The sequence below is a fragment of the Sphingomonas sp. NY01 genome (assembly GCF_038809135.1).
GTDB classification, from domain to species: Bacteria; Pseudomonadota; Alphaproteobacteria; order Sphingomonadales; family Sphingomonadaceae; genus Sphingomonas; species Sphingomonas carotinifaciens.
On sequence record NZ_CP101722.1, the window covers coordinates 1,417,932 to 1,443,089 of the forward strand.

23 protein-coding genes are annotated in these 25,158 nt (G+C 68.0%); 10 read left to right on the top strand and 13 right to left on the bottom strand.

Annotated features, from left to right (window positions below; genetic code table 11):
* Positions 1–150: 150 nt before the first annotated feature.
* Complete coding sequence (locus NPJ82_RS07055) at positions 151–591, top strand: hypothetical protein (protein ID WP_112382457.1); 441 nt, start codon at positions 151–153, stop codon at positions 589–591.
* A 7-nt stretch (positions 592–598) separates the two neighbouring features.
* On the opposite strand, the gene trpE is transcribed toward NPJ82_RS07055, so the two are convergent.
* Positions 599–2,092, bottom strand: a complete 1,494-nt coding sequence (gene trpE / locus NPJ82_RS07060; protein ID WP_342658975.1) for an anthranilate synthase component I — start codon at positions 2,090–2,092, stop codon at positions 599–601.
* Positions 2,085–4,037 carry a peptidyl-prolyl cis-trans isomerase gene (locus tag NPJ82_RS07065; protein WP_342658820.1) on the bottom strand — a complete coding sequence of 651 codons (1,953 nt, stop codon included), beginning with the start codon at positions 4,035–4,037 and terminating at the stop codon, positions 2,085–2,087. Before NPJ82_RS07065 ends, trpE begins: the two co-directional genes overlap by 8 nt.
* 129 nt (positions 4,038–4,166) lie before the next feature.
* Between NPJ82_RS07065 and tpiA the strand changes: the two genes are divergently transcribed.
* The gene (gene tpiA, locus NPJ82_RS07070) at positions 4,167–4,913 is read left to right on the top strand and encodes a triose-phosphate isomerase (RefSeq protein WP_342658821.1); all 747 of its coding nucleotides are present in this window, start codon (positions 4,167–4,169) and stop codon (positions 4,911–4,913) included.
* Positions 4,914–5,078: 165 nt separating this feature from the next.
* Here the strand turns inward: tpiA and NPJ82_RS07075 are convergent, their stop codons facing one another.
* From NPJ82_RS07075 to rimO, 3 genes are all read right to left on the bottom strand, one after another.
* A complete protein-coding gene (locus NPJ82_RS07075) occupies positions 5,079–6,455 on the bottom strand; it encodes a leucyl aminopeptidase family protein (protein ID WP_342658822.1) in 1,377 nt (458 codons plus the stop codon).
* Positions 6,452–7,849 (bottom strand): serine hydrolase domain-containing protein, encoded by a 1,398-nt coding sequence (locus NPJ82_RS07080; RefSeq protein WP_342658823.1) that lies wholly within the window; start codon positions 7,847–7,849, stop codon positions 6,452–6,454. Before NPJ82_RS07080 ends, NPJ82_RS07075 begins: the two co-directional genes overlap by 4 nt.
* A gap of 65 nt (positions 7,850–7,914) precedes the next feature.
* On the bottom strand, positions 7,915–9,255 hold the full coding sequence (gene rimO, locus NPJ82_RS07085; protein WP_342658824.1) for a 30S ribosomal protein S12 methylthiotransferase RimO: 1,341 nt from the start codon (positions 9,253–9,255) through the stop codon (positions 7,915–7,917).
* A gap of 119 nt (positions 9,256–9,374) precedes the next feature.
* Between rimO and NPJ82_RS07090 the strand changes: the two genes are divergently transcribed.
* Positions 9,375–10,466, top strand: coding sequence for an anhydro-N-acetylmuramic acid kinase (locus tag NPJ82_RS07090; protein WP_342658825.1), 1,092 nt, complete (start codon positions 9,375–9,377; stop codon positions 10,464–10,466).
* 19 nt (positions 10,467–10,485) lie between these two features.
* On the opposite strand, the gene NPJ82_RS07095 is transcribed toward NPJ82_RS07090, so the two are convergent.
* The 3 genes from NPJ82_RS07095 to NPJ82_RS07105 form a co-directional block, all read right to left on the bottom strand.
* Positions 10,486–10,641 carry a hypothetical protein gene (locus NPJ82_RS07095; protein WP_342658826.1) on the bottom strand — a complete coding sequence of 52 codons (156 nt, stop codon included), beginning with the start codon at positions 10,639–10,641 and terminating at the stop codon, positions 10,486–10,488.
* 202 nt (positions 10,642–10,843) lie between these two features.
* Positions 10,844–11,383 carry a CHAP domain-containing protein gene (locus tag NPJ82_RS07100; protein ID WP_342658827.1) on the bottom strand — a complete coding sequence of 180 codons (540 nt, stop codon included), beginning with the start codon at positions 11,381–11,383 and terminating at the stop codon, positions 10,844–10,846.
* Positions 11,384–11,479: 96 nt separating this feature from the next.
* Entirely contained in the window at positions 11,480–12,115 is a 636-nt protein-coding gene (locus NPJ82_RS07105) for a hypothetical protein (RefSeq protein ID WP_342658828.1), read from the bottom strand.
* A gap of 265 nt (positions 12,116–12,380) precedes the next feature.
* On the opposite strand from NPJ82_RS07105, the gene NPJ82_RS07110 reads away from it, so the two are divergent.
* Together NPJ82_RS07110 and NPJ82_RS07115 are read left to right on the top strand one after the other, a co-directional pair.
* Positions 12,381–14,588: a DPP IV N-terminal domain-containing protein gene (locus tag NPJ82_RS07110; RefSeq protein WP_342658976.1), complete on the top strand. Its 2,208-nt coding sequence runs from the start codon at positions 12,381–12,383 to the stop codon at positions 14,586–14,588.
* A gap of 85 nt (positions 14,589–14,673) precedes the next feature.
* A complete protein-coding gene (locus tag NPJ82_RS07115; RefSeq protein ID WP_112382446.1) occupies positions 14,674–15,702 on the top strand; it encodes an aspartate-semialdehyde dehydrogenase in 1,029 nt (342 codons plus the stop codon).
* Between the two features lie 265 nt (positions 15,703–15,967).
* Here NPJ82_RS07115 and NPJ82_RS07120 read toward each other — a convergent pair whose 3' ends face one another.
* Entirely contained in the window at positions 15,968–16,597 is a 630-nt protein-coding gene (locus tag NPJ82_RS07120; RefSeq protein ID WP_267349515.1) for a YitT family protein, read from the bottom strand.
* Positions 16,598–16,732: 135 nt separating this feature from the next.
* Between NPJ82_RS07120 and NPJ82_RS07125 the strand changes: the two genes are divergently transcribed.
* The 3 genes from NPJ82_RS07125 to NPJ82_RS07135 all read left to right on the top strand — a co-directional run bounded on the left by NPJ82_RS07125 (position 16,733) and on the right by NPJ82_RS07135 (position 20,009).
* A complete protein-coding gene (locus NPJ82_RS07125) occupies positions 16,733–17,182 on the top strand; it encodes a GFA family protein (protein WP_149681983.1) in 450 nt (149 codons plus the stop codon).
* Positions 17,163–17,918, top strand: coding sequence for an alpha/beta fold hydrolase (locus tag NPJ82_RS07130; RefSeq protein WP_342658829.1), 756 nt, complete (start codon positions 17,163–17,165; stop codon positions 17,916–17,918). The genes NPJ82_RS07125 and NPJ82_RS07130 overlap by 20 nt, the downstream gene beginning before the upstream one ends.
* Before the next feature lie 264 nt (positions 17,919–18,182).
* Positions 18,183–20,009, top strand: a complete 1,827-nt coding sequence (locus NPJ82_RS07135; RefSeq protein WP_342658830.1) for a M2 family metallopeptidase — start codon at positions 18,183–18,185, stop codon at positions 20,007–20,009.
* A gap of 47 nt (positions 20,010–20,056) precedes the next feature.
* On the opposite strand, the gene NPJ82_RS07140 is transcribed toward NPJ82_RS07135, so the two are convergent.
* The 4 genes from NPJ82_RS07140 to NPJ82_RS07155 all read right to left on the bottom strand — a co-directional run bounded on the left by NPJ82_RS07140 (position 20,057) and on the right by NPJ82_RS07155 (position 22,935).
* Positions 20,057–20,494, bottom strand: coding sequence for a hypothetical protein (locus NPJ82_RS07140; protein ID WP_112382441.1), 438 nt, complete (start codon positions 20,492–20,494; stop codon positions 20,057–20,059).
* 57 nt (positions 20,495–20,551) lie between these two features.
* Positions 20,552–21,988, bottom strand: coding sequence for an AMP nucleosidase (locus NPJ82_RS07145; protein ID WP_112382440.1), 1,437 nt, complete (start codon positions 21,986–21,988; stop codon positions 20,552–20,554).
* 113 nt (positions 21,989–22,101) lie between these two features.
* Positions 22,102–22,356 carry a hypothetical protein gene (locus NPJ82_RS07150; RefSeq protein ID WP_149681631.1) on the bottom strand — a complete coding sequence of 85 codons (255 nt, stop codon included), beginning with the start codon at positions 22,354–22,356 and terminating at the stop codon, positions 22,102–22,104.
* A gap of 99 nt (positions 22,357–22,455) precedes the next feature.
* The gene (locus NPJ82_RS07155; protein WP_267349527.1) at positions 22,456–22,935 is read right to left on the bottom strand and encodes a peroxiredoxin; all 480 of its coding nucleotides are present in this window, start codon (positions 22,933–22,935) and stop codon (positions 22,456–22,458) included.
* Positions 22,936–23,038: 103 nt separating this feature from the next.
* Between NPJ82_RS07155 and NPJ82_RS07160 the strand changes: the two genes are divergently transcribed.
* The gene (locus NPJ82_RS07160; RefSeq protein WP_112382438.1) at positions 23,039–23,611 is read left to right on the top strand and encodes a YqgE/AlgH family protein; all 573 of its coding nucleotides are present in this window, start codon (positions 23,039–23,041) and stop codon (positions 23,609–23,611) included.
* A 98-nt stretch (positions 23,612–23,709) separates the two neighbouring features.
* The gene (ahcY, locus tag NPJ82_RS07165; protein ID WP_112382659.1) at positions 23,710–25,131 is read left to right on the top strand and encodes an adenosylhomocysteinase; all 1,422 of its coding nucleotides are present in this window, start codon (positions 23,710–23,712) and stop codon (positions 25,129–25,131) included.
* Positions 25,132–25,158 lie beyond the last annotated feature (27 nt).

The window sequence follows — 25,158 nt, forward strand, 5'->3', positions numbered from 1 at the left end:
CGCCATAGACGCGTGTCACGATGTTGCAAAGTGTCAGGGGTGCCGACACATCGCGGCGATGTTGCGGCTTTAGCGCCGGCGGATCGGCGCGGTTCAGCATGGAGCCATGCGCCGCGCCCGACGTTGTTCCCAACAAAGGAGAATTCGCCCATGTTTCGCCCCCTGTTGATCGCCGCGCTGGTCGCGTCGCCCCTGCCGGCTTTCGCACAGACCCAGGCCGCAGCGGCCGATCAGCAGGCCGAGACCGGCCAGCCGCCCAAGCGCGTGCGCAGCGTGACCCTGACCGGCGACCAGAAATGCCCGCAAAGCACCGCGGACGAGGTGGTGGTGTGCGGGCGCGACGACGAGCCGTTCCGCATCCCCAAGGGCCTGCGCGACGATCAGCCGATCGCGGCGCAGAACCAGAGCTGGGTGAACCGTGCCGCGGTGGCGGACCGGGTCGGGCGGACGGCGGCGGGCCTGCCGGACACCTGCTCGCCGGTGGGCTCCGGCGGGCAGACGGGTTGCGCGCTGACCTGGAACCGCGACTTCGCAGCACAGCGCCGGGCCGATGCGGCAGCGGAGCGGGCGGTGCCGGGCGGCGAGGAGTAAGCCGCCCCTACTGCCCGAAGCCGCCTTCCGCCGCGCGGGCGACCGCCTCGCGGGCGGCGGCGAGGATGGCGCCGGCCTTGGCCTCGCACTCGCGCTGTTCATAGGCGGGGTCGGAGTCGGCGACGATGCCGGCGCCCGCCTGGACGTGGATTATGCCGTCCTTCACCACCGCGGTGCGCAGCACGATGCAGCTATCCATCGATCCGTCGGGCGAGAAATAGCCGACGCCGCCGGCATAGGCGCCGCGGCGTTCGGGTTCGAGTTCGGCGATGATCTGGCAGGCGCGGACCTTTGGCGCGCCGCTGACGGTGCCGGCGGGGAAGCCGGCGAACAGCGCGTCGAGTGCATCCTTTTCCGGCGCCAGCGTGCCGACCACGTTCGACACGATGTGCATCACATGGCTGTAGAGTTCGACCGTGTAGCTGTCCGTCACGCGCACGCTGCCCGGTGCGGAAGCGCGGCCGGTATCGTTGCGGCCGAGATCGAGCAGCATCAGATGTTCGGCCCGTTCCTTGGGATCGGCGAGCAGGCTGGTGCGGTTCGCCTCGTCCTCCGCGGCGGTCCTGCCGCGCGGGCGGGTGCCGGCGATGGGGCGGATGGTGACGTCGCCGTCGCGGACGCGGACGAGGATCTCGGGGCTGGAGCCGATCAGGGAAAACCCGGGAAGATCAAGATGATATAGGAAGGGGGAGGGGTTGATGCGGCGCAGGCTTCGGTAGAGTTCGAAGGGGGGGAGCGCAAACGGCGTCTCGAACCGCTGGGCCAGCACGACCTGAAAGATGTCGCCGGCGACGATATAGTCCTTCGCGCGGGCGACCATTTCCCCGTAGCGGCCGGGGGCGAGCGCGGGGGTGTAGGCGGGCTCGTCGAGATCGGCGCGGACGGGCGCCGGCAGCGGCGTGGCGGCAAGGCGCGCGGCGACCGCATCGAGGCGGCTCTCCGCATCGGCGACGATGGCGGCGGCGTCGCTGGTGGCGTCGGGCCAGGCCGGGGCGACGAGGAACAGGGCGTCGGCGAGACGGTCGAAGACGAGGATGACGGTGGGGCGGACGAAGATCATGTCCGGCAGACTGAGCGGGTCGCTCGCCGGCTGGGGCAGATCCTCCACCAACCCCACGGTTTCATAGCCGAAATAGCCGACAAGACAGGCCAGCGCGCGCGGCAGCCCCTCCGGCACGTCGGCGCGGCATTCGGCGACCAGCGTGCGGAGCGCCGCCAGCGTATCCTGCGCGCAATCCGCGAACGCGTCGCGGTCGGTCGCCCAGTGGCGGTTGATCGCGGCGACCTTCCCATGCGCGCGGAAGACGAGATCGGGGGCAAGGCCGATCAGGCTGTGGCGGCCGCGGGTCGCGCCGCCCTCCACCGATTCGAGCAGGAAGTCGCCGCGGCCGGGCTCGATCAGCTTCAGGGCGGCGGCGACCGGCGTCTCGGTATCCGCGACCTGCCGGCGCCAGATCAGCGCCGGCCGGCCGGAGGCGAGCGCGGAGACGGGATCAGTTATTGGAGCTGCTCCCGTTCACCAACTCGTTGCGCACCGCCGCGACGTTGCCGGTATCGATCTTCACGCCGACATTCCTGCTGACCGCGCGGACGAACTGTTCAACATATTCGCGGCCCTGAAGACGACCGATATCGGCGCGGGCGGCGCGGACGGCGTCAGGGGTGTTCGAGGCGTCGCCACGGTCGATCCGGTCCAGCTTGATGACGTACCAGCCGTCGCCGCCGGGCGATTGCAGCGTCTTGGTGGTGCCCTGCTTCATGCTGAACAACAGCGCGAGCGGCGCGGCGGCCGGCGTCTGCTGCGCCGCGGCCAGCTGCGCCCGCGCGGCGGCGATCGGGCGGATGGCGGGAAGCGACAGGCCGGTCTGGCCGAGGGCGGCGCCCAGCGCCGCACCCTTGTTGACGCGGGCCAGCACGTCGTTCGCCACCTTGCGGGCCGCGGCGCGGGCACGATCGGCCTTGAGATCGGCGATGACGGCGTTCTGCACCTGCATCAGCGGGCGGGGGGCGGAGGGCACGACCTGACCGACGGCGACGACGGCGAAGCCGCCATCCTGGCCGAGCGGCACCACCTGCGGCGCATCGCCATCCTCAGCGGTGAAGGCGGCGGTGATCATGGTGCGCTGTTCGGCCGAGGGCTGGAAAGCGGGGGCGTCGGGCGCCTGCCCCTGCGCGGTGACGGCGGGGAGCGCCTGCGCCTGCAGCTTCTGGTCGCCGACGACCTCGTCAAAGGTGGCGTTGTCGGCCAGCGCATCCTCGACCTTGTTGCGCAGGTCGGCGAGCGCGGCGGCGGACTTCTGCTTGGTCAGCGTGTCGACGATGTCGGCGCGAACCTGTTGCAGCGTGCGCGCCGGCACCTGGGTGACGGCATCGACGCGCGCGACGACGAAGCCGAGCGTACCGCGCAAGGGGCCGACGACCGCACCCTGCGACGCGGCAAAGACCGCATCGGCGACCGCGGCGGAGGTGGTCGCGGCATAGGCGGCCTTGTCGACGCCTTCCTGCGTGGAGGGCTCCAGCCCGGCGGCCTGTGCGGCGGCGGCGAGCGCGGTGCCCCCCTTCACCTTGGCGGCAAGCGCATTCGCGCCGGCCTGGTCGGCGACGATGACCTGGGTGACCGTGCGCTTCTCGCTGGCGGCGTAGCTGGACTGGTTGGACCGGAAATAGGCGGCGATCTCGGCATCGGTCGGGGTGACGCGCGCGGCGACCGCCTGCGGCGAAACCACGGCATAGCGCACCGTGCGACGCTCCGGCAGGGTGTAGCGCGACAGGTTGCGGCCGTAGAAGCTCTGGATCTCCGCGGGCGTGGGCGCGGCACCGGTGCCGACCGCGGTCAGCGGGATAAAGCCGATCTGGCCAGCGCGCTTTTCGAGCAGCAGCGAGGCATAAGGGAGCGCCAGTTGCTGCGGCATCTGCGTCGCGCCCTGGGTGGGGGCGATAAGCTGCTGGCCGATCAGTTCGCGGGCGATGTCGGTGCGCACCTGCTGGTCGGTCATCTTCCGGTCGGCCAGGATGCGCTGGTAGAGCGTGGGATCGAACTGGCCATTGGGTCCGCGCAGCGCCGGGATCGAGGCGATCTGGCCGTCGACCGCACGGCGCGAGACGACCATGCCCTGGTCATGGCCGAATTCCTCCAGCGCCATGCCGTTGACGATCCGTTGCAGCGTGCCGTCGAGCCCGCCCTGCGCGATGAAGGTCGCGACATCGAGCGTGGGCTGTTCGCGGCGATACGCTTCCACCTCGGCGGCGACCGCTTGGCGCAGCTCGGCATTGCCGACCTTGGCATCGCCGACCTTGGCGACCTGCGCGCCGCCGATGCCGCCCCCCATGCTGGTGACGTTCGACACGTCACCCGCCGCAAAGGCGATCGCGATCACCCCCAGGACGATGAAGGTGACGATGACACCGGCCTTGGAATTGATGATCCGGCGGAAGAAACTGAGCATGGACGACCGATCGGCAGGAGAAAATCGGGTGATGCTTTAAGAGGCGGGCGCGCAAGCATCAAGCTTGTGCCGCAACGCAGACGCGCTATCGGTGTTGAACATGTATAACGATGAAGTGGGAATCCGGGGATGACGCGGCGCAAACTGGTGGCGGGCAACTGGAAGATGAACGGATCGCTGGCCGCGCTCGGCGAGCTGGACGCGATCGTGGCGGCCGCGGATGCGGCGCCGGGGGTCGATGTCGCGGTGGCGGTGCCGGCCACGCTGATCGGGCCGGCAGCGGCGCGGGTGCCGGGTGTGGCGATCGGGGCCGAGGACGTGCACGAGCGCGATGCGGGCGCGCATACCGGCTGCATATCGGCGGCGATGGTGGCGGAGGTGGGCGCCAGCTTCACCATCGTCGGCCATTCCGAGCGGCGGGCCGATCAGGGTGAGACGAGCCAGGATGCGTGGGCCAAGGCGGCGGCGGCGCACCGGCAGGGTCTGAACGTCATCCTGTGCTGCGGCGAGACGGAGGCCGAGCGCAACGCCGGCCGCGCCGAACGCGTGGTGCAGGCGCAGATCGAGAAGTCGGTGCCCGACAATGCGGACGGCAGCTGGTTCACGCTTGCCTATGAGCCGCGCTGGGCGATCGGGACGGGCCGCACGCCCACGCTGGAGGAGATCGGATCGATCCACGCGATCGCGCGCGCCAAGCTGCGCATGCTGATCGGCGATGCGGCGGACGGGGTGCGCATCCTGTACGGCGGATCGGTGACGGGGGAGAATGCCGCGACGATCCTGGCGGTGGACGATGTGGACGGCGCGCTGGTCGGGGGTGCGAGTTTAACGGCGGCGAAATTCGTGCCGATCATCGAGGCGGCGGCGGGGGTTTGATTTTTTTTGGGGGGCAAGCAGCGTTGCACTGCTGGGCAGCCCCTCACCCTCCCACTGCCTGACGGCAGCGGGCCTCTCCAGCATCAGGTCGTTCATGCCCCCGGCATGAACTAAACAGCGCGGGGCGCTGTTTACCTGATGCTCCCCGTGGGGGAGAGGGAATAATCACCCGTACCGCTTCTTCAGCATCGCATACGCCGCGCGGAGGGCATAGGCGTCGGCGCCCTTGGGGCGGCCGGGTTTGGCCGTGGGGCGCCAGGCGAAGACGTCGAGATGGGCCCAGGCGGTGCCTTGCGGGACGAAGCGGCGGAGGAAGAGGGCGGCGGTGATCGCGCCGGCAAAGCCGCCTTCGGGAGCGTTGACCATGTCGGCCACGTCCGATTTCAGCATGTCGTCGTACCCGTCCCACAGGGGCAGGCGCCAGACAGGATCGTCCTCTGCCGTGCCCGCGGCAAGCAGGGCGCCGGCCAGCGCCTCGTCATCGGTGAAGAGCGGCGGCAGGTCCGGGCCGAGCGCCACGCGAGCGGCGCCGGTCAGCGTCGCGAAATCGAGGATCAGGTCGGGGGTATGTTCGCCGGCGCGGGTCAGCGCGTCGCCCAGGATCAGCCTGCCTTCGGCATCGGTGTTCGTGTTCTCGACGGTCAGGCCCTTGCGGGTGCGCAGCACGTCGCCGGGGCGGAAGGATGCGGCGGACACCGCATTCTCGACCGCGGGGACGAGGAGGTGGAGGCGGACGGGCAGGCGCGCGGCCATGACGAGGCCGGCGAGCGCGATGGCGTGGGCGGCACCGCCCATGTCCTTCTTCATCAGGCGCATCGCGGCGGACGGCTTGATGTCGAGGCCGCCGGTGTCGAAGCAAACGCCCTTGCCGACGATGGCGAGGCCGGGATGCGCGGGGTCGCCCCAGGCGAGTTCGATCAGGCGAGGCGCACGATCCGGCGTGGCGGCGATGCCGACCGCGTGGATCATCGGATAGTCGCGGGCCAGCGCCTCCCCTTGCGTCACCGCGATCTCCGCGCCGAAGCGGCGGGCGAGTTCGGCGATTTCATGTTCCAGCTCGGCGGGGCCGAGATCGCCGGCCGCGGTGTTGACCAGATCGCGGACCTGCGCGGTGGCCGCCGCAATGCGCACGGTTTCCTCGATATGCGCGGCGTCGCGGGTCAGGAGGACTCGCTGCCCGGTCGGCTCGCCGGCCTTGTAGCGGGTGAAGCGATACTGGCCGAGCAGCCAGCCGAGCGCGGCGGGACCGGCCTCGACCCCCTCCGGTCGGTAGACGCCCTCCGGCAATATCTCCGCAAGTCGGGCGAGTGCCCAGGGCGAGTGCGGATCGGCGATGGCGGCGACGACCTGCCAGTCGCTTTCCCCGGTGACGATCAGGTGCGTGCCGGCCTTGCCCGTGAAGCGCGCGGCGGCGGCCTGGGTGCGGACCGCCTGGGGCTGGTCGTGCAACCATGCCCCAAAGTCATCCGGCGCGATCGCGGTGATGGTGCGCGCATATTGGCCGCGATCGGGTTGCAGCAGAAGCGTGAAGTCGGTCGTCATTGAACGGGTGCCACCAGGAATTGCTCGAACCGCTGCGCGCCGTCGGGCTCGGCATAGGTGCTGACCGAAAGCGTGCGGTTCGGGTAGGTTACGCGGAAGGTGCGATTGACGAAGCCGCCGCGCAGGCGGGTGCGGCCGGTCTGGATGAAGGCGGTGGGCTCGCCGAGCGCGGCCAGGCTGGTGCGGTAGTCGGCCTGGGCGCGCGGGGTGAAGTAGAAGTTGGCGTCCTCGGTCAGCAATGTGCGGTCGAGCGTGCCGCTTCGCAACTGGTCGTACAGGCGGCGGGCGCGGGGGAGGGCGGCCTGATCCTCGGCGGAGGCGGTGGGCGGGGGCAGGACGATCGCCTGCAATCCGCCGGCGATGCGGCTGGTGGCATCGGAAAACCAGCTGTTGGTCAGAACGACGATCGCCGCCTTGTCATCGGGGAAGACGATGTTTTCGGACAGGAAACCGACCGCCTCGCCGGAATGCTCGACAAAGCGGCGGCCGTTCTGCGTGCCGGTGCTGACCCCCAGGCCATAGCCGTTGGTCGACCCGTCGGCGAGGCGGACGGGCGTTTCCTGCGCACTCCAGTCGTCGGGGGCAAGCAGCGTGCGGTTCAGGCGGGCGATGTCCCATCTGGCGAGATCCTGCGCCGACATCGACAACTGGCCCGCGGCATAGAGCCAGCCCGATGCGGCCGGCGTCTCGGCATGGACGGGGCCGAGTGCGAAGCGGCCATAGCCTTGCGGGAAACCGGGCCCCACCGCCTCGTCCTGATCCAGCGCGCGGATGCCGAGCGGCGCGAAGATGCGGGTCTGCAGAAGCTGCATCAGCGGCTGGCCCGACACCTTTTCCGCGATCATGCCGGCGACGACATAGCCGGTGTTGGAATATTGCCACTGTTGGCCGGGCTGGAAGTCGAGCGGCGCCTTGGCCCAGCGGTCGACGATGCCCTGCGGCGTGACGGGCGTCGCCATCGCCTTGAAGCTGAAATCCTGCGGCCAATAGTCGCGAAGGCCCGAGGTGTGCGACAGCAACTGGCGCAGCGTGATGCGGTCGCCGCCGGTGATGCCGGGCAGGTACCGGGCGACGGTGTCGTCCAGGCTGAGCTTGCCGTCATCCTCCAGCAGGAGGAGCGCGGCGGCGGTGAACTGCTTGGAGATCGAGGCGATCTGGTAGGGCGCGGCCGCGTCGGCGGGCTTTGCCGCCTCCGACTGCTTGCCATAGGCCTTGGCAAGGACGATGCGGCCGCCCCGCACCACCGCGATCGAGGCGGAGGGGACGCCGGTATCGGCCAGCGTCTTGGTGACGAGCGCGTCGATCCTGGTCGCTTCGTCCGGGGACAGGGCCTGTGCGGCAAGCGGGGCGGGAATGGCGAGCGCGAGCGCTGCCAGCATGCGGAAACCGGTCATGCCCGGCATCGAAGCAAATGCCGGGGCGGCGCGCAACGGCGGCGCGCGGAAAAGCGGCGCCGCGCCTATGTCCGCGGCGCCACCGGTACGCCGTACAGGTCGTGGTCGTCGGCATCCTCGATCACCACCGGCACGATATCGCCGACCGACAGGTGGCCGGCGTCGCGCAGGAAGACCTCGCCATCGATCTCGGGCGCGTCGGCCTGGCTGCGGCCATTGGCGCCGCCCTCCTCGTCCACCGCGTCGATGATGACGGGCAGGGTGCGACCGACCTTGGCGGCGAGCTTGGCGGCCGAGATCGCCGCGGTCTTTTCCATGATGCGGGCGTAGCGCTCTTCCTTCACGGCCTCCGGCACGGGGTCGGGCAGGTCGTTCGCCGCGGCCCCCTCGACGGGTTCGAAGCGGAAGGCGCCGACCCGGTCGAGCTGCGCCTCGTCCAGCCAGTCGAGCAGATACTGGAAATCCTCCTCCGTCTCGCCGGGGAAGCCGACGACGAAGGTGGAGCGGATCGCGATGTCCGGGCAGATCTCGCGCCACCGGTGGATGCGGCTGAGCACCTTGGCGTCGTTGCCGGGCCGCTTCATGCGGCGCAGCACCGAGGGGGCGGCATGCTGGAACGGAATGTCGAGATAGGGGAGCACCAGCCCCTCGGCCATCAGCGGAATGACCTGATCGACATGCGGATAGGGATAAACATAATGCAGGCGCACCCAGGGTGCGATCCGGCCCAGTTCGCGGGCGAGGTCGGTCATGTGCGGCACGACCTCCTGCCCCTTCCACAGGCGCGGGGTCCGGCGGATGTCGATGCCGTAGGCCGAGGTGTCCTGGCTGATCACCAGCAACTCGCGCGTGCCGGCCTCCACCAGCTTCTCCGCCTCGCGCAGGATCGCGTCGGGGCGGCGGCTGACCAGATCGCCGCGCAGGGACGGGATGATGCAGAAGCTGCACCGGTGGTTGCAGCCCTCCGAAATCTTTAGATAGCTGTAGTGCCGCGGCGTCAGTTTCAGCCCGGCATCGGGGATCAGGTCGAGATAGGGCGACAGGTTGGCGGGCGCGGCGGCGTGCACCGCCTCCACCACCTGCTCATATTGATGGGCGCCAGTGACGGCGAGCACGTCGGGGAAGCGGGTGCGGATCGCCTCCGCTTCCTTGCCCATGCAGCCGGTCACGATGACGCGGCCGTTTTCCTTGATCGCCTCGCCGATCGCCTCCAGCGATTCCTCCTTGGCGGAATCGAGAAAGCCGCACGTGTTGACCAGCACGACGTCGGCGCCGGCATAGTCGGGCGACATCTGATAGCCATCGGAGCGGAGCTGCGTCAGGATGCGTTCGCTGTCGACCAGGTTCTTGGGACAGCCGAGCGACACCATGCCGACACGCGGCGGGGAGGGGAGTTTGGTTGCCATGGGATCGCGCGCACATAAGCGATCCCGGCGGACTTTTCCAGATGCAGCGATCTTGATCGAGGTTTATCGACTTTGCCGGCGCCCCCGGTCATGACGGGCGGGAAAGGGAATGCTTGGCCATGCTCGCGATCGGTTTGATGTCCGGGACCTCGCTCGACGGGGTCGATGCCGCGCTGATCGAAACCGATGGCGAGGGCCAGGTGCGGCCGGTCGCGTTCCGGGGCGAGCCCTATTCCGACGCGGCGCGCGCGCAACTGGCGAAGGCCACGGTGCTGGCGCTGTCCTTCGACAAGCCGCGGCCGAGCCCGCCGGTGGTGGCGGCCGGCGACCTGATCGTGCGCACCCATGTGCTGGCGGTGCAGAAGTTGCTGCGCGACGCCGGGGTGGCGGCCGAGGACGTGGGCGTGATCGGCTTTCACGGGCAGACAGTGGCCCACCGGCCCGATCGTGGCTGGACGTGGCAGATCGGCGACGGCGCCGCGCTGGCGAATGCGACGGGCATCACCACGGTGTGGGACTTTCGTTCGGCCGATGTCGCGGCGGGCGGGCAGGGCGCGCCGCTGCTGCCGGTCTATCACGCGGCACTCACCGCCGGGCTGACCCTGCCGGTCGCGGTGCTGAACCTGGGTGGGGTGGCGAACATCACCTGGGTGGGACCGGACGGCGGGCTGGTCGCGTTCGACACTGGCCCCGCCAACGGCCTGATCGATAGCTGGATGGAGGCGGAAACCGGCGCCCGCTTCGACGCGGACGGCGCGCTGGCGGCGAGCGGGCGGGTGGAGGCGACCGTGCTGGACACGCTGCTCGACAATCCATGGTTCGATGCAGCGCCGCCCAAGTCGCTGGATCGCAACGACTTCACTATTCAGGCGGTCCGCGGGCTTTCGGCGGCGGACGGAGCCGCGACGCTGACCGCCTTTACCGCGGCGACGGTGGCGCAGGCGCTGGAACATCTGCCCAGCCGGCCGACGCGGCTGCTGGTGGCGGGCGGCGGGCGGCACAATCCGACGATGCTGCGGATGATCGCCGAGGCGACGGGGATCGTGCCCGAGCCGAGTGACGCGCTGGGCTGGAACGGCGACGCGATGGAGGCGGAGGGCTTCGCCTATATGGCGGTGCGTACGCTCAAAGGCCTGCCGATCAGCTTTCCGGGCACGACCGGCGCAGCGCTGCCGATGCCCGGCGGGGTGGTGAGCGAGCCGGAGCGGTGAACCGACGGCCCGGCCGATGTCATTGGCTGGGGTGAGCGGCAACTTCGCCATCGACCGGAGGACGCGGCGCATCGGGGTTGTTGCCGACACCGTCGCGCAGCACGACCGGCTTGGGGCAGCCGTCCACCATGCGCCATACGGTGCGGATCTCCACCGCATCGGGCAACTCGCTCAAGTTGCTCTGCCGCGGCGTAGCTGTACCGACGGCCTTTTCGGCGTGCGGGGTGCACCCTTTCGGGGGCGAAGCGGGCTGTTCCTGCGCAAACGCCGCAGGTGCGACAAGCATGAAGGCGAGCAAGGCGGAAGCACGCATCGATCAACTCTCCCATGACAACGACGGGAGCCTATCATGGCGGTGATCGACGCGGAAGCCGGGGTCAGCGCGCCACGTAGGCGTCGATCAGTGCGCCGACGTCATCGGGATGCTTGCCGGTGAGTTCGGACGCGGTCTCGCCCTTGCCGTAGATGAAGCCGTAGACGGGATAGGTGGTGCCGCCCAGCCCTTCGGAATCGTGATACCAGACCTTTACGTCCGACCAGTCGTTGCCGCGCGATACGTCGAACAGGGTGACATCCTGTTCGGCATGGCCACGCTCGCCATTCTGGCGGGACCAGTTGGCGTGGGTCAGCATCACCACCCGGTCCTCGACGATGCGGCTGACCACCGCGACATGGCCCAGCGGCAGGCGCGATGTCTTCTCGAAGACGATGACCGCGCCGACCTTGGGCGCATGGCCGCGCTTGTAGACGCCGTCCGCCTGCTTCCACCAGGTCCAGGCGTCGCCATAGATGCGGATGCCGGAGGCTTCGCGCGCAAAGGGAACGCACTGCCCGACATAGTCGAGCAGCGACCGCCCTGCCGCAGGTGCCGCGAACAGGATCGATACGATCAGGCCGAATCCGGGAAGTCCCTTCATAGGCAGCACGATAGCGCCATCCCCATCAACCGGATGTTGCCCATTCTGGTTACCGGTCCGGTTACCAGAACGTCCCGGCGCGATCCGGCCCATGGATCAGCCGCGCCGGGCGCTGGCGCGTGCCTCCAGCAGGCCCCACAGGCCGCGATGCTGCGCGAACAACTGGCTGGCGCCGAAGCTGCGCGCGCGCAGGGCAAGCGCCGCTGCCGGAACGGGCGGGTTGGCGGGGGGCAGGATCGGCACCACCACCTCGACCCCGAAACGCGCGGCGGCGGCATCGAGAACGTGGCGCAGCGCCCGCCAGTCGGCAAGCAGGGCGGCGACCGCGCCGGTGGCGGAGCCGATCCGGTCGGAATTGGCCAGCGCCTCCAGCGTGTGGCGCTGTTGCGCCAGTGCGGCGGCGGTTTCCGACTGGCCGGGGGTGGAGGGAAGCGGGCCGGCCGCCGCGGCGAGCTGCGCCAGATAGGCGCGCTCCACCGCGAAGCCGGCGGCGGCATCGACCAGCCAGGGCAGGGTATCGACCTCCGCCGCGCGGGCGAGCGCACATTCGATCATGCCCGGATGATTGCCATGGATGGCGGTGACCGCGTGTATCGCATCGGCCAGGTCGCGCAGCGGCGTATGCGGGGCGAGCAGCCGGTGCCAGTGCGCATGCGCGGCGATGCCGTCGACGGCCGCCATCGCGTCGAAATCGCCGGGGCTGCCGTGCCCCGGTGCCGAGGAAAGTGCCATGCCGCGGCCCTTCAGGAAGCCGGCGCAGCGCCGGGGTGCAAAGCAAGACCCGTAGATCAGGAACGTTAACAGACTGTTAGCGATATCGTTTTGCGGGCCGGCCGAGTGGTGGCGGATGTTACGGCTTTACGCAGGCGGCCACGCCCGCGATAACCCGCCCCCATTGGCCGACGGGTGTCGGCAGCTACGATCCGTTCGGAGAGATCACGGGATGCGCGCATGGGTGCTGGGACTGGCTTTGGCTTCGGTGGGAACGGCGGCGATGATGAGTGAGCAGGTCCAGGCCGCGGATCGCAGCGCGATCGTGCCGGCCAAGCAGGGCGAACTGACGCTGGGCCGCGTGTTCGGCAGCCCGGACCTGTCCGGGTCGCAGCCAAGGGGCCTGCGCCTGTCGCCCGACGGCACGCTGCTGACCTTTCTGCGCCCGCGTGCCGACGAGCGCGAGCGGCTGGACCTGTGGGCGCGCGACACGCGCACCGGTGCGGAGCGGATGCTGGTCGATTCCAAGGCGGTCGGCACCGGTGCCGAATTGTCCGAGGCGGAAAAGATGCAGCGCGAGCGGGCCCGCATCGGCGGGTCGAAGGGCATCGTTACCTATGACTGGGCCCCCGACGGCAAGACCATCCTGGTGCCGCTGGACGGCGACCTGTACCTCGCCACGCTGGACGGGCAGGTCCGCCGGCTGACCAACACGGCCGGCGGCGAGCTGAACCCGGTGGTCAGCCCCAGGGGCGGCTTCGTCAGCTTCGTGCGCGACCAGAACCTCTGGGCGGTGCCGCTGGGCGGCGGCGAGGCGCGCCCGCTGACCACCGAAGGCCGGGGCACGGTGCATTTCGGCGAGGCGGAATTCGTCGCGCAAGAGGAAATGCACCGCTTCACCGGCTATTGGTGGAGCCCGGACGAGCGGTTCGTGGCGGTCGAGCGGTTCGACGAGGCGCCGGTGCAGGTGGCGGTGCGGGCGGCGATCGGCGCGACGGGGACCAAGGTGTACGAGCAGCGCTATCCTGGCGCCGGCACGCCCAACGCGCTGGTCGACCTCTACGTGATGCGCCCCGACGGGTCGGGCAAGGTGAAGGTCGACCTGGGCAGCGACCCGGACATCTATCTGGCGCGCGTCGACTGGCTGCCCGATGGCTCGGCGCTCCTGGTCCAGCGCCAGAGCCGCGATCAGAAGACGCTCGACATGCTGCGTGTCGATCCCGCCACCGGCAAATCCACCGTGCTGTTCACCGAGAAATCGGGGGAGCGGAGCTGGCTGAACCTGTCCGACGCCTATCACGTGATGAAGGACGGCAGCCTGATCTGGCGGTCGGAACGCACCGGGTTCGGGCATCTGTATCGCTACAAGGGGGGCAAGTGGACCGCGCTCACCAAGGGCGACTGGGTGGTCACGAACCTGGTCGGCGTCGATGAGGGCCGGGGGCGGCTCTACTTCACCGGCACGAAGGACGATGTGCTGGAACAGCATCTCTATGTGCTCGACCTGAACAAGCCGGGCAGCGCCACCCGGCTGACCGAGCGCGGCTATACCAATGCGGCGTCGATGGACGACGGCGCGAGCCGCTTCATCATCTCGCGCTCAGGGCCCCGCCAGCCGACCCAGGTCTATCTGGCGGATACGACCGGCAAGCGGCTGGAATGGATCAACGAGAATGCGGTGGCGGGCGCGCACCCCTATGCGCCCTATCTGGCAAGCCATCAGGACACGAAGTTCGGCACGCTGAAGGCGAAGGACGGATCGACGCTCCATTGGGAGATGATCACGCCGCCGCTGGAGCCGGGGAAGAAATACCCGGTCTTCTTCCAGCATTATGGCGGACCCGGCACCGGCCAGCAGGTGACGCGCGGATGGCAGGGGGCGCTGCCCCAGTTCCTGGTCGACCAGGGCTATATCTTCTTCCAGATCGACAATCGCGGCTCGTACAATCGCGGCAAGGCGTTCGAGGACCAGATCTACCACGCCATGGGCACGGTGGAGGTCGAGGACCAGTTGACCGGGGCCGAGTATCTGAAGACGCTGCCCTTCGTCGATGCGAACAAGATCGCCACCTATGGCTGGTCCTATGGCGGCTATATGTCGATCAAGATGCTGGAAAAGACGCCGGGCGTCTATGCCGCGGCGGTGTCGGGCGCGCCGGTGACCGACTGGCAGCTCTACGACACGCATTATACCGAGCGCTATCTGGGCGATCCGCGCACCGATCCGCAAAGCTATGCCATCTCGCAGGCGGTGAGCGAGGCGGCGAAGATCAAGGACCCGCTGCTGCTGATCCACGGCATGGCCGACGACAATGTCTTTCTTGACAATGCCACGGTGTTCGCCACCGAGATGCAGAAGACGGATACGCCGTTCGAGATGATGTTCTACCCCGGCCAGACGCACCGCGTTGGCGGGCCGGGCGTGTCGGAGCATCTGTGGACCACGATCCTGAATTTCCTCGACCGCGAGGTCAAACAGAAACCGGCGAAATAAAATTGCGGGCAGGACAAGGATGTTTGGGGTTTCGTGTCGCGGGCTTAGAGGCTACCGGCTCGCGACATCGGTCTAGGAGTATGTGATGGGTTACCGGGTGGTGGTCGCAGGGGCCACGGGCAATGTCGGGCGCGAGATGATCAACATCCTCGCCGAGCGCGAGTTTCCGATCGACGAGATCGCGGTGCTCGCCTCGTCGCGCAGTCAGGGCGATCAGATCGAATATGGCGAGACGGGCAAGCAGCTGACCGTCAAGAATATCGAGCATTTCGATCCCGCCGGCTGGGACATCGCGCTGTTCGCGATCGGGTCGGAGGCGACCAAGGTCTATGCGCCCAAGTTCGCGGCGGCGGGCTGCGTGGTGATCGACAATTCGTCGCTCTACCGCATGGACCCGGACGTGCCGCTGATCGTGCCCGAGGTGAACCCGGATGCGATTGACGGGTACAAGGCACGCAACATCATCGCCAACCCGAATTGCTCGACCGCGCAGATGGTGGTCGCGCTGAAGCCGCTGCACGACAAGGCGACGGTCAAGCGCGTCGTCGTCGCGACCTACCAGTCGGTGTCGGGCGCGGGAAAGCAGGGCATGGACGAGCTGTTCGAGCAGAGCCGCAACATCTTCGTCGGCGACCCCGCCACCCCGGTGAAGTTCACCAAGCAGATCGCGTTCAACGTGATCCCGCACATCGACAGCTTCCTGGAGGACGGCACCACCAAGGAAGAGTGGAAGATGGTGGCCGAGACCAAGAAGATCCTCGACCCCAAGGTGAAGGTGACCGCGACCTGCGTGCGCGTGCCCGTGTTCGTCGGCCATTCCGAGGCGCTGAACATCGAGTTCGAGAACGAGATCTCGGCCGAGGAGGCACAGAGCATCCTGCGCGAGGCGCCCGGCGTGATGCTGGTCGATAAGCGCGAGGATGGCGGTTACGTCACGCCGGTGGAATGCGTCGGCGACTATGCGACCTTCATCAGCCGCGTGCGCGAGGATTCGACCGTCGACAACGGCCTGTCGCTGTGGTGCGTGTCGGACAATCTGCGGAAAGGCGCGGCGCTGAACGCAGTGCAGATCGCCGAACTGCTCGGCCGGCGGCATCTGAAGAAGGCGGATTGATCCACTGTCTCCCTCTCCCCTGCGGGGAGAGGAGTATTGGGTCGGTCATGCTCCCGGCATGGCCTGAACAGCGCGGGGCGCTGTTCACCCGACACTGGCCCGCTGCCGCAAGGCAGTGGGAAGGGTGAGGGGCAGACCAGCAGAGCAGCACTGCCTAGCAACCCCTCACCCAACCAGCATCAGGTCGCCCATGCCCCCGGCATGGACTGAACAGCGCGGGGCGCTGGTCACCTGATGCTCCCCGGAGGGGAGAGGGCTTTGAACGTCAATGCCCGATATACCGGCCCGGCCGGTGCCAGGCGATCAGGATCAGGCTGATCGAGGCCGCGCTGAGCGCGGACCAGGCGAGTTGCGCACCCGTCACCACCGGCACCGCGAGCCCCAGGATCAGCACGTCGAGCGCGATCTGGGTGTGACCGGCGTTCCAGCCGCGGCGGCGTTGCAGCCATAGGGTAACGACGCCGGTGCCCCCGACCCCGGCCTGATGCCGGGCGAGCGCCAGGATGCCCATGCCGATCACCGTGCCGCCGACCACGCTGGCAAAGGCGGGGTGGACGTCGATGACGTGCACCGAGACGCGCGTCGCCGCGGAAAAGGCGGCGATGCCGACATTGACCAGCACCGTCTTCACCGCAAAGCGCGCGCCCATCACCTTGTGCGCGAAGATGAAGAACGGGATGTTGATGAGCGTGAACAGCACGCCGGCCGGCAGCGGCAAGAGATAGGACAGCAGCAGCGCGACGCCGGCGATGCCGCCCGTCACCAGACCGGCGGCATGCAGGAACAACAGGCCGACGATGATGAGGATGCACCCGATCGCAAGGGCATAGGCGTCTTCGAGCAGGCTGTGGGGGCGGCCGATCGGGCTGGGGGGAAGGTCGGTATCGGCTTGCATCAAGGGTCCGGCTTTGTGGTGGAGGGACCCTCTCCGTGGTGCTGCGGGCTCTTTGCGGCCGCTGGCGGATCGGGCATGCTAACCGAAGCGGGCGCCCCCGTCGATGGCTGCGCCCCCGGCAGGAGACAGGAGCGCATGCGCGAGGCGATGACCGGTGGCTGCCAATGCGGGCGCATCCGCTACGCAGCGACGATCGAGGATGGCGACGAGGCCTATCTGTGCCATTGCAAGATGTGCAGGCGGGCGACGGGCGCTGCCGCCACCGCCTTCGTCAATCTCGCGCGCGACCGGCTGCACTGGCTGGTCGAGCCCGACTGGTATCGATCCTCGCCGATCGCGCTGCGCCCCTTTTGCGCGACGTGTGGCACGCCGCTCGGCTTCGCCTTTGCCGATGGGGAGGGGAATATCGACCTGACCCTTGGGTCCTTCGACGATCCGACCCGGTTCAAGCCGGTGCGCAACTATGCTAGCGAAAGCATCCTCCCCGCCTGGCAGGACACCTCTCACCTGCCGGGCATGCGCTCCGACGAGAATGCGGGCGTGACCCAGCGATGGATGGATAGCCTTGGCCGACTTCCCGATTGAAACGCACTATTTCGACAGCTTCGACGGCACGCGCCTGGCGTGGCATAAAATGGGGGCGGGGCGTCCGATCGTCCTGATCCACGGATATTTCTCCGACGCCAACACCAACTGGATCCGCTACGGCCATGCCGCGGCGATCGCGGCCAAGGGCTACCGCGTCATCATGCCGGACCTGCGCGCGCACGGGCAAAGCGCCCGGCCGCATGACGATGCCGCCTATTTCCCCGACGTGCTGACCCGCGACGGCCATGCGCTGATCGAGCATCTCGACCTCGGCGACTATGATCTGGGCGGCTATTCGCTGGGCGCGCGAACGACCTCGCGCATGGTGGCGACCGGTGCGGAGCCGGGGCGGATCATCTTCGCGGGCATGGGGCTCGACGGCCTGACCGACACCAACCGCCGGGTGGATCATTTCACCCATATCCTGACCAATCTGGGCCAGCACAAGCGCGGCAGCCCCGAATGGCTGGCCGAGGCATTCCTGAAGACCACCGGCGGCGATCCGGTGGCGCTGCTCGGCATCCTCAGGACCTTTGCCGATACCCCGCTGGAGACGATCCGCGGCTTCGCGCAGCCGACGCTGGTGGTGGCGGGCGTCGACGATTTCGACAATGGCTCGGCGAAGGACCTCGCGGACACGCTGCCGAACGCGACGTACACGGAGATACCCGGCGGCCACATGAGCTGCGTCGCCAAGCCGGAACTGGGGCAGGCGATCGCAGCGTTTCTATAACTTTCCCTCTCCCCTCCGGGGAGAGGGAGGGGCCCACTGCCCATAGGCAGTGGGAGGGTGAGGGGTGGCCAAGCAATGCTGCGCCCGTGGCAGCCCCTCACCCTCCCACCGCTCGCGCGGCGGGCCAGTGTCGGGTGAACAGCGTCCCGCGCTGTTCACCCGACACTCCTCTCCCCACAGGGGAGAGGGCGTGAAGACGATACACTTGACGCCGCCCCGCCCGCCGCGCCACGATCGTTACAGAAAATACCAATGGGAACCCCGATGATCCGCACCGTAATCTCGACGGCCGCGCTTGCCTGCGCGCTTGCGTCTCCTGCCGTCGCCCAGAACGCCCCCGCCACGCCTGCTCCCGCCACGCCTGCTACCGCCGACGCCTTCGTTGCCGAGGCGGAGAAGACCAGCGCCGATCGGTCGGTCGATGCGCAGCGCGTCGCCTGGGTGAACGCCACCTACATCACCGACGATACCGATGCGCTGGCTGCCAAGTTGGGTGCGGAGATGACCGACCTGGCGGTCCAGTACGGCCTGGGCGCGGCGCGCTACCAGGCGCTGCCCGGCCTGTCCTACGACACCAAGCGCAAGCTGGACCTGATGCGCGGCGGCATCACGCTGCCGGCGCCGACCACGGCCGGGCAATCCGCCGAACTGGCGACGCTGACCACGCGGATGTCGTCCTCCTACGGCAAGGGCAAGGGCCTGCTCGACGGCAAGCCGATCAACGGCTCGGATATCGAGGAGGCGATGGGCACGTCGCGCGATCCCGCCAAGTTGCAGGAGATGTGGGTCAGCTGGCACGACAATGTCGGCGCGCCGATGCGGGCCGACTATGCCAGGATGAGCGCGATCTCGAACGAGGGCGCCAAGGAACTGGGCTATGCCGATGTCGGCGCGCTGTGGCGCTCCGGCTACGACATGCCGCCCGAACAGTTCGCCAAGCTGACCGACCAGATCTGGGCCGAGGTGGAGCCGCTGTACAAGGCGCTGCACACCTATGTCCGCTGGAAGCTGAACGAGAAATATGGCGATGCGGTGCAGCCCAAGACCGGCGCGATCCGTGCCGACCTGCTTGGCAACATGTGGGCGCAGGAATGGGGCAACATCTATGACATCGTCGCGCCCGCCGGCGCCGGCGATGTCGGCTACGACATCGGCGACCTGCTGAAGGCGAAGAATTACGATCCCACGCGCATGGTGAAGCAGGGCGAGGCTTTCTACTCCTCGCTCGGCTTCAAGCCGCTGCCCGAGACCTTCTGGCAGCGTTCGCAGATCGTGAAGCCCGCGGACCGCGAGGTGATCTGTCACGCCTCGGCCTGGGACGTCGACAATGTGGACGATATTCGCATCAAGATGTGCACCAAGGTGAATGCGGATGATTTCATCACCATCCACCACGAACTAGGCCACAACTACTACCAGCGCGCCTATAACCAGCAGCCCTTCTTCTACAAGAACGGCGCCAATGACGGCTTTCACGAGGCGATTGGCGATACCGTCGCGCTGTCGATCACGCCGGACTATCTGGTGAAGATCGGCCTGCTGGATGCCGCCCGGGTGCCGAGCGCGGACAAGGATATCGGCCTGCTCCTGCGTCAGGCGATGGACAAGGTCGCGTTCCTGCCCTTCGGCCTGCTGATCGACAAATGGCGCTGGGGCGTGTTTTCGGGCGCGATCAAGCCGGACCAGTATCAGGCGGGGTGGGATGCGCTGCGCCTGCAATATCAGGGCGTGAAGCCACCCGTCGCGCGTGACGAGACCAAGTTCGATCCGGGCGCCAAATACCACATCCCGGCGGCGGTGCCCTATACCCGCTACTTCCTGGCGCGTGTGCTGCAATTCCAGTTCTACGAGGCGGCGTGCAAGCAGTCGGGCTGGAAGGGGCCGCTGCACCGCTGCTCCTTCTATGGCAACAAGGCGGTGGGCGAGAAGCTGAACGCGATGCTGGCGATGGGCCAGTCCAAGCCGTGGCCCGACGCGCTGGAGGTGTTCACCGGCAGCCGGCAGATGTCGGGCAAGGCGCTGGTCCAGTATTTCGCGCCGCTGAAGGCGTGGCTGGACAAGCAGAACAAGGGCAAGCCGCAGGGCTGGTAAGACGCTGCCCCCTCCCGCCGCGGCGCGGGAGGGGGGCGCTGCCCCGCTTATTCGGGAATGGTGCCCTCGTCGGCAATGCCGGCTTCGAACGAGTCCGACGAGTCGGTGCCGTCCGCCTGATGCGCGTGCTTCGCCGGGGTGCTGCCGCGCAGCGACAGCAGCGCCGCCGCGGCGGCACCGGCCGTCGCGATCCCGCCGACGATGGTGGCGATCCCCCATTTCCCGCCGACCTTGTCGATGCCGGTGCGCTTGGTCTGGGCAGGCTTCTTGGCCGGCGCGGCCGCCGGGCGCGGCGTGCTGCGCTTGGACGAGCGCGGCTTGGGCGGGACCTTTGTCTTTTTTTCCGCCTTGTCCGGCTTGTCGAGCTTGTCCGCCTTGGCGGTGCGCGAACGCTTGGGCGCGGTCGCGCTCGACTTGGAGGGCGAGCGGCGACGCGGCGGCGATTTGGGTGCCGGGGGTTTCGGCGTATCGGGGGTGTCGGCCATGGCAAGCTCCGAACGATTTGATTCGGTGCCGTAACGCCCGACGCCCCCGCCGGTTGCTTAACGGAAGGGCGGCTCGTTGAACGCGCGCAGCTTGCGGCTGTGCAGCTTGGCGCCCTCCAGCCGCAACTGCTCGCACGCCTCGATGCCGATGCGCATATGCTCGTTGATCGCGCGCTCGTAGAAGCGGTTGGCCTGGCCGGGCAGCTTCAACTCGCCGTGCAGCGGCTTGTCGGAGACGCACAGCAGCGTGCCGTAGGGGACGCGGAAGCGATAGCCTTGCGCCGCGATCGTCGCCGATTCCATGTCGATGCCGACCGCCCGCGACAGCGAGAAACGCAGCGCCGACTTGGAGTAACGCAGCTCCCAGTTGCGGTCGTCGGTGGTGACGATCGTCCCGGTCCTCAGCCGCCGCTTCAACTCGTCCCCCGACTGCCCCGACACAATCTCCGCCGCCTTCGCCATCGCCACCTGTACCTCCGCGATCGCGGGCACGGGGATTTCCGGGGGGAGGACGTCGTCGAGAACGTGATCGTCGCGCAGATAGGCGTGGGCGAGGACATAGTCGCCGATGCGCTGGCTGGGGCGCAGTCCGCCGCAGTGGCCGATCATCAGCCACGCCTCGGGCCGCATCACCGCCAGATGGTCGCAGATCGTCTTGGCGTTCGATGGCCCTACGCCGATATTGACCAGGGTGATGCCGGTGCCGTCCTCTGCCATCAGGTGATAGGCCGGCATCTGGTGACGGCGCCACGCGCTGTCGGTCACCAGCTTGTCAACATCCTCCGGGCTCTCGATGACGATGCCGCCCGCGCCCGACAGCGCGGTGAAGCGGCTGCCCTCGCCGAGTTGCGATGCGCCCCAGCGGACGAACTCATCGACATAGCGGTGATAGTTGGTGAACAGCACGAAGCGCTGCGTGTGCTCGGCCGGCGTGCCCATATAGTGCCGCAACCGCGCCAGGCTGAAATCGGTGCGCAGCGCGTCGAACAGCGCGAGCGGGCGGGTGCCGTCGATGCTCAGCCACAAGCCATCGGCGATCTCGTCACCGATAAAGGCCAGTTCGGTGGCCGGAAAATAACGGGCAAGCTCGGCCGCCGATACCTGGTCGAGGCTGAGTGCGTGGCCGGGGTCGAGGACGTAAGGGAAGGGGATTTCCTGCCGGCCGGGCACCGCCTCCACCGTTACGTCATAATCCTCGATCAGCAGCGTCAGCTGCTCAACAAGGTAATCGGCGAACAGGCCGGGCTTGGTGACGCTGATCCGGTAGTCGCCCGGTGAGACAAGGCGGCCGAACGAGCGCATCGGCGTCGGGCGGACATCGTCGCCGCGAAACGACAGGCGGATTTCCGGATAGGCGAAGCAGCCCTCGGCGCGGGCCGCGGCGTCGGGAACCGTGCCGCCGTCCAGATAGGCGGTCAACGCCGCCTTCAGCCGGTCGACGGAGGCGGTGTAGAGGCGGTCCAGTTCGGCGACAACGGTTTCAGCTTGGGTCATGCCCGACGAGCTAGGACCAATGCGGCCATGAGGCAAGGCGGGGCAGGCCGAACGCCCGAACGAGAAGGGGAGGGCACAGCAGGCCCTCCCCGGATCGGTACGGTATCAGGGCCTTACTGGGCGGACTTGTACGTCTTCTCGTCCTCGCTGTCGCCTTCGCGCAGCTTGGTCGCGCCGATCGCGGCACCCGCCACGGCGGCGGCGACACCCGCGGCGATCCCGGCCGCGGCATAGGGATGGTCCTTGGCCGCCTGCACGGTGGCGCTGGATGCCGAGGATACCTTCTCACCGGCCGTCTTGGCGGCGTCCTGCGCCTTTTCGGTCAGCGACTTCTTCTGCTCGGCGTCGGTCTCAGTCCTGGTGGTCATGGTTCTGACTCCCTCGATACGGTCCGACAACGAAAACGCTCCGGCGGGGCAGACCGTTCCGCGTGCGGTCCGACCCGCTCGCCCAGGGTGCCGTATGGATCAGAGGACCGACAGCAGATGCTCGGCCGAGCTCACCTTGAACTCGCCGGGCTGCTCGACGAACAGATGCTCGACCACGCCGTCGTTCACCAGCATGGCGTAGCGCCGGCTGCGCGTGCCCATGCCGAACTTCGATCCATCCATCGTCAGGCCGAGCGCACGGGCGAAATCGCCATTGCCGTCGGCCAGCATCGTCACCCCGTCCGCGCCGCTCGCCTTGCTCCAGGCGCGCAGCACGAAGGCGTCGTTCACCGCGGTGCAGGCGATCTCGTCCACGCCGCTCGCCTTCAGCGCCTCTGCTTGCGCGACGAAGCCGGGCAGATGCTGCGCCGAACAGGTGGGGGTAAACGCACCTGGCACCGCGAACAGCGCCACGCGGCGCCCGGCGAAATAGCTGGCGGCATCCACCTGGTCGGGCCCGTCGCTCGTCACCTTGACGAGCGTGGCGGAGGGCAGGCGTTCGCCGATGGTGATCGTCATCATGGTCTCCCGGCCGCGACGCGGAGGTGCGTGCGGCCCATGCGCGGTCATGCGTTCGATCCGACCTTGATTTCAAGCGTGGCGAGCGCGCGACAGGCTGCCTATGTTGGCCGTCGTGAACGATGCGACCTTTCTGTCCGGCCAGTTCCTTCTGGCCATGCCCGGCATGGGCGACCCCCGGTTCGAGCGCGCGGTGATCGCGATGTGCGGCCATGACGAACATGGTGCGCTGGGCATCGGCCTGGGCGCGACGATCGAGGGCCTGACCCTGCACGACCTGCTTGATCAATTCCAGATCGCGCATGGCGCCGCACCCGATGCTCCCGTCCATTTCGGAGGGCCGGTGGAGCCGCGCCGCGGCTTTGTCGTCCATTCGCTGGAATGGCGCGGCCAGGACACGATCAACGTGGCCGATCGCTGGGCGCTGTCGGGCACCGTCGACGTGCTGCGGGCGATCGCGGAAGGCACGGGGCCGGAACGCTGGGTGGTGGCGCTGGGCTATGCCGGCTGGGAGGGCGGGCAACTGGATGGCGAGCTGGCCCGGCCGGGCTGGTTCAACGTCGCGGGCGACACCACGCTGTTGTTCGATACCCCGGCCGAGGAGCGGTGGACGCATGCCTTTGCCGCCGCTGGCGTCGATCCGCGCCTGCTGGTGATCGGCGGCGGAACCGCCTGACGGAAGTTCGGATCGACATATAAAGATATCTTTATGTTTGATCCATGGGGGCATAGCGCGTAGAGGCGGGGGCATTCACACACCCAGGAGATTTGCTCGTGGCCACTGCGCTCGCTGCCGAGACCACCGATTACGTCATCAAGGATATCGGCCTTGCCGATTTCGGCCGCGCCGAGATCAAGATCGCTGAAACCGAAATGCCCGGCCTGATGGCGCTGCGCGACGAGTTCGGTGCGTCGCAGCCGCTGAAGGGCGCGCGCATCACCGGGTCGCTGCACATGACGATCCAGACCGCGGTGCTGATCGAAACGCTGGTGGCGCTGGGCGCGGACGTGCGCTGGGCGACCTGCAACATCTATTCGACGCAGGACCATGCCGCCGCCGCCATCGCGGCCGCCGGCATTCCCGTATTCGCCGTAAAGGGCGAGACGCTGGCCGAATATTGGGACTATGTCGGCGACATCTTCAACTGGGGCGCCGATACTGACGGCACCACCGCCAACATCATCCTGGACGATGGCGGCGACGCGACCATGTTCGCGCTGTGGGGCGCCAAGCTGGAGGCCGGTGCGACCTTCGGCGAGCCGGAGAATGAAGAGGAAGTCGAGTTCCAGCGTTCGGTCAAGGCGTTCATCGCCAAGTATCCGGGCTATCTGACCGAGACGGTGAAGAACCTGAAGGGCGTGTCGGAAGAGACGACCACGGGCGTCCACCGCCTGTACGAGATCGCCAAGAAGGGCGAACTGCCCTTCCCGGCGATCAACGTCAACGACTCGGTGACCAAGTCGAAGTTCGACAATCTGTACGGTTGCAAGGAATCGCTGGTCGACGCGATCCGCCGCGCCACCGACGTGATGCTGGCCGGCAAGGTCGCCGCGGTCGCCGGCTTCGGCGACGTGGGCAAGGGTTCGGCCCAGTCGCTCCGCAACGGCGGCGCGCGCGTGCTCGTCACCGAGATCGATCCGATCTGCGCCCTGCAGGCGGCGATGGAAGGCTTCGAGGTCGTCACGATGGACGAGGCGGTGAAGCGTGCCGACATCTTCGTGACTGCGACCGGCAATGCCGACGTGATCACCGCCGATCACATGAAGGCGATGAAGCCGATGTCGATCGTCTGCAACATCGGCCACTTCGACTCGGAGATCCAGATCGCCGCCCTCTCCAACTACAAGTGGACCGAGGTGAAGCCGGGCACCGATCTGGTCGAATTCTCGGACGGCAAGCAGATCATCGTGCTGGCCAAGGGCCGCCTGGTGAACCTGGGCTGCGCGACGGGCCACCCGTCGTTCGTGATGTCGGCCTCGTTCACCAACCAGACGCTCGCCCAGATCGAGCTCTGGACCAAGTCCGAGAACTACAAGAACGAAGTGTACGTCCTGCCCAAGCACCTCGACGAGAAGGTTGCGGCGCTGCACCTGGAGAAGCTGGGCGTGCAGCTGTCCAAGCTGACCGAGAAGCAGGCCAGCTATATCGGCGTGCCGGTCGAAGGCCCGTTCAAGCCGGACCATTACCGCTACTGATCGATTCCGCCTCGGCGGAACGGAAGC

Coding starts and splice junctions, on each gene's coding strand:
- NPJ82_RS07065 (WP_342658820.1), bottom strand. CDS start 4,037: ATGCTCAGTTTCTTCCGCCGGATCATCAATTCCAAGGCCGGTGTCATC.
- NPJ82_RS07120 (WP_267349515.1), bottom strand. CDS start 16,597: ATGCAAGCCGATACCGACCTTCCCCCCAGCCCGATCGGCCGCCCCCAC.
- NPJ82_RS07090 (WP_342658825.1), top strand. CDS start 9,375: ATGCTCGCGATCGGTTTGATGTCCGGGACCTCGCTCGACGGGGTCGAT.
- NPJ82_RS07110 (WP_342658976.1), top strand. CDS start 12,381: ATGAGTGAGCAGGTCCAGGCCGCGGATCGCAGCGCGATCGTGCCGGCC.
- NPJ82_RS07125 (WP_149681983.1), top strand. CDS start 16,733: ATGCGCGAGGCGATGACCGGTGGCTGCCAATGCGGGCGCATCCGCTAC.
- NPJ82_RS07135 (WP_342658830.1), top strand. CDS start 18,183: ATGATCCGCACCGTAATCTCGACGGCCGCGCTTGCCTGCGCGCTTGCG.
- NPJ82_RS07115 (WP_112382446.1), top strand. CDS start 14,674: ATGGGTTACCGGGTGGTGGTCGCAGGGGCCACGGGCAATGTCGGGCGC.
- NPJ82_RS07105 (WP_342658828.1), bottom strand. CDS start 12,115: ATGGCACTTTCCTCGGCACCGGGGCACGGCAGCCCCGGCGATTTCGAC.
- NPJ82_RS07075 (WP_342658822.1), bottom strand. CDS start 6,455: ATGACGACCGACTTCACGCTTCTGCTGCAACCCGATCGCGGCCAATAT.
- NPJ82_RS07100 (WP_342658827.1), bottom strand. CDS start 11,383: ATGAAGGGACTTCCCGGATTCGGCCTGATCGTATCGATCCTGTTCGCG.
- tpiA (WP_342658821.1), top strand. CDS start 4,167: ATGACGCGGCGCAAACTGGTGGCGGGCAACTGGAAGATGAACGGATCG.
- NPJ82_RS07160 (WP_112382438.1), top strand. CDS start 23,039: ATGTTGGCCGTCGTGAACGATGCGACCTTTCTGTCCGGCCAGTTCCTT.
- NPJ82_RS07140 (WP_112382441.1), bottom strand. CDS start 20,494: ATGGCCGACACCCCCGATACGCCGAAACCCCCGGCACCCAAATCGCCG.
- NPJ82_RS07055 (WP_112382457.1), top strand. CDS start 151: ATGTTTCGCCCCCTGTTGATCGCCGCGCTGGTCGCGTCGCCCCTGCCG.
- NPJ82_RS07150 (WP_149681631.1), bottom strand. CDS start 22,356: ATGACCACCAGGACTGAGACCGACGCCGAGCAGAAGAAGTCGCTGACC.
- NPJ82_RS07145 (WP_112382440.1), bottom strand. CDS start 21,988: ATGACCCAAGCTGAAACCGTTGTCGCCGAACTGGACCGCCTCTACACC.
- NPJ82_RS07080 (WP_342658823.1), bottom strand. CDS start 7,849: ATGACCGGTTTCCGCATGCTGGCAGCGCTCGCGCTCGCCATTCCCGCC.
- NPJ82_RS07155 (WP_267349527.1), bottom strand. CDS start 22,935: ATGACGATCACCATCGGCGAACGCCTGCCCTCCGCCACGCTCGTCAAG.
- rimO (WP_342658824.1), bottom strand. CDS start 9,255: ATGGCAACCAAACTCCCCTCCCCGCCGCGTGTCGGCATGGTGTCGCTC.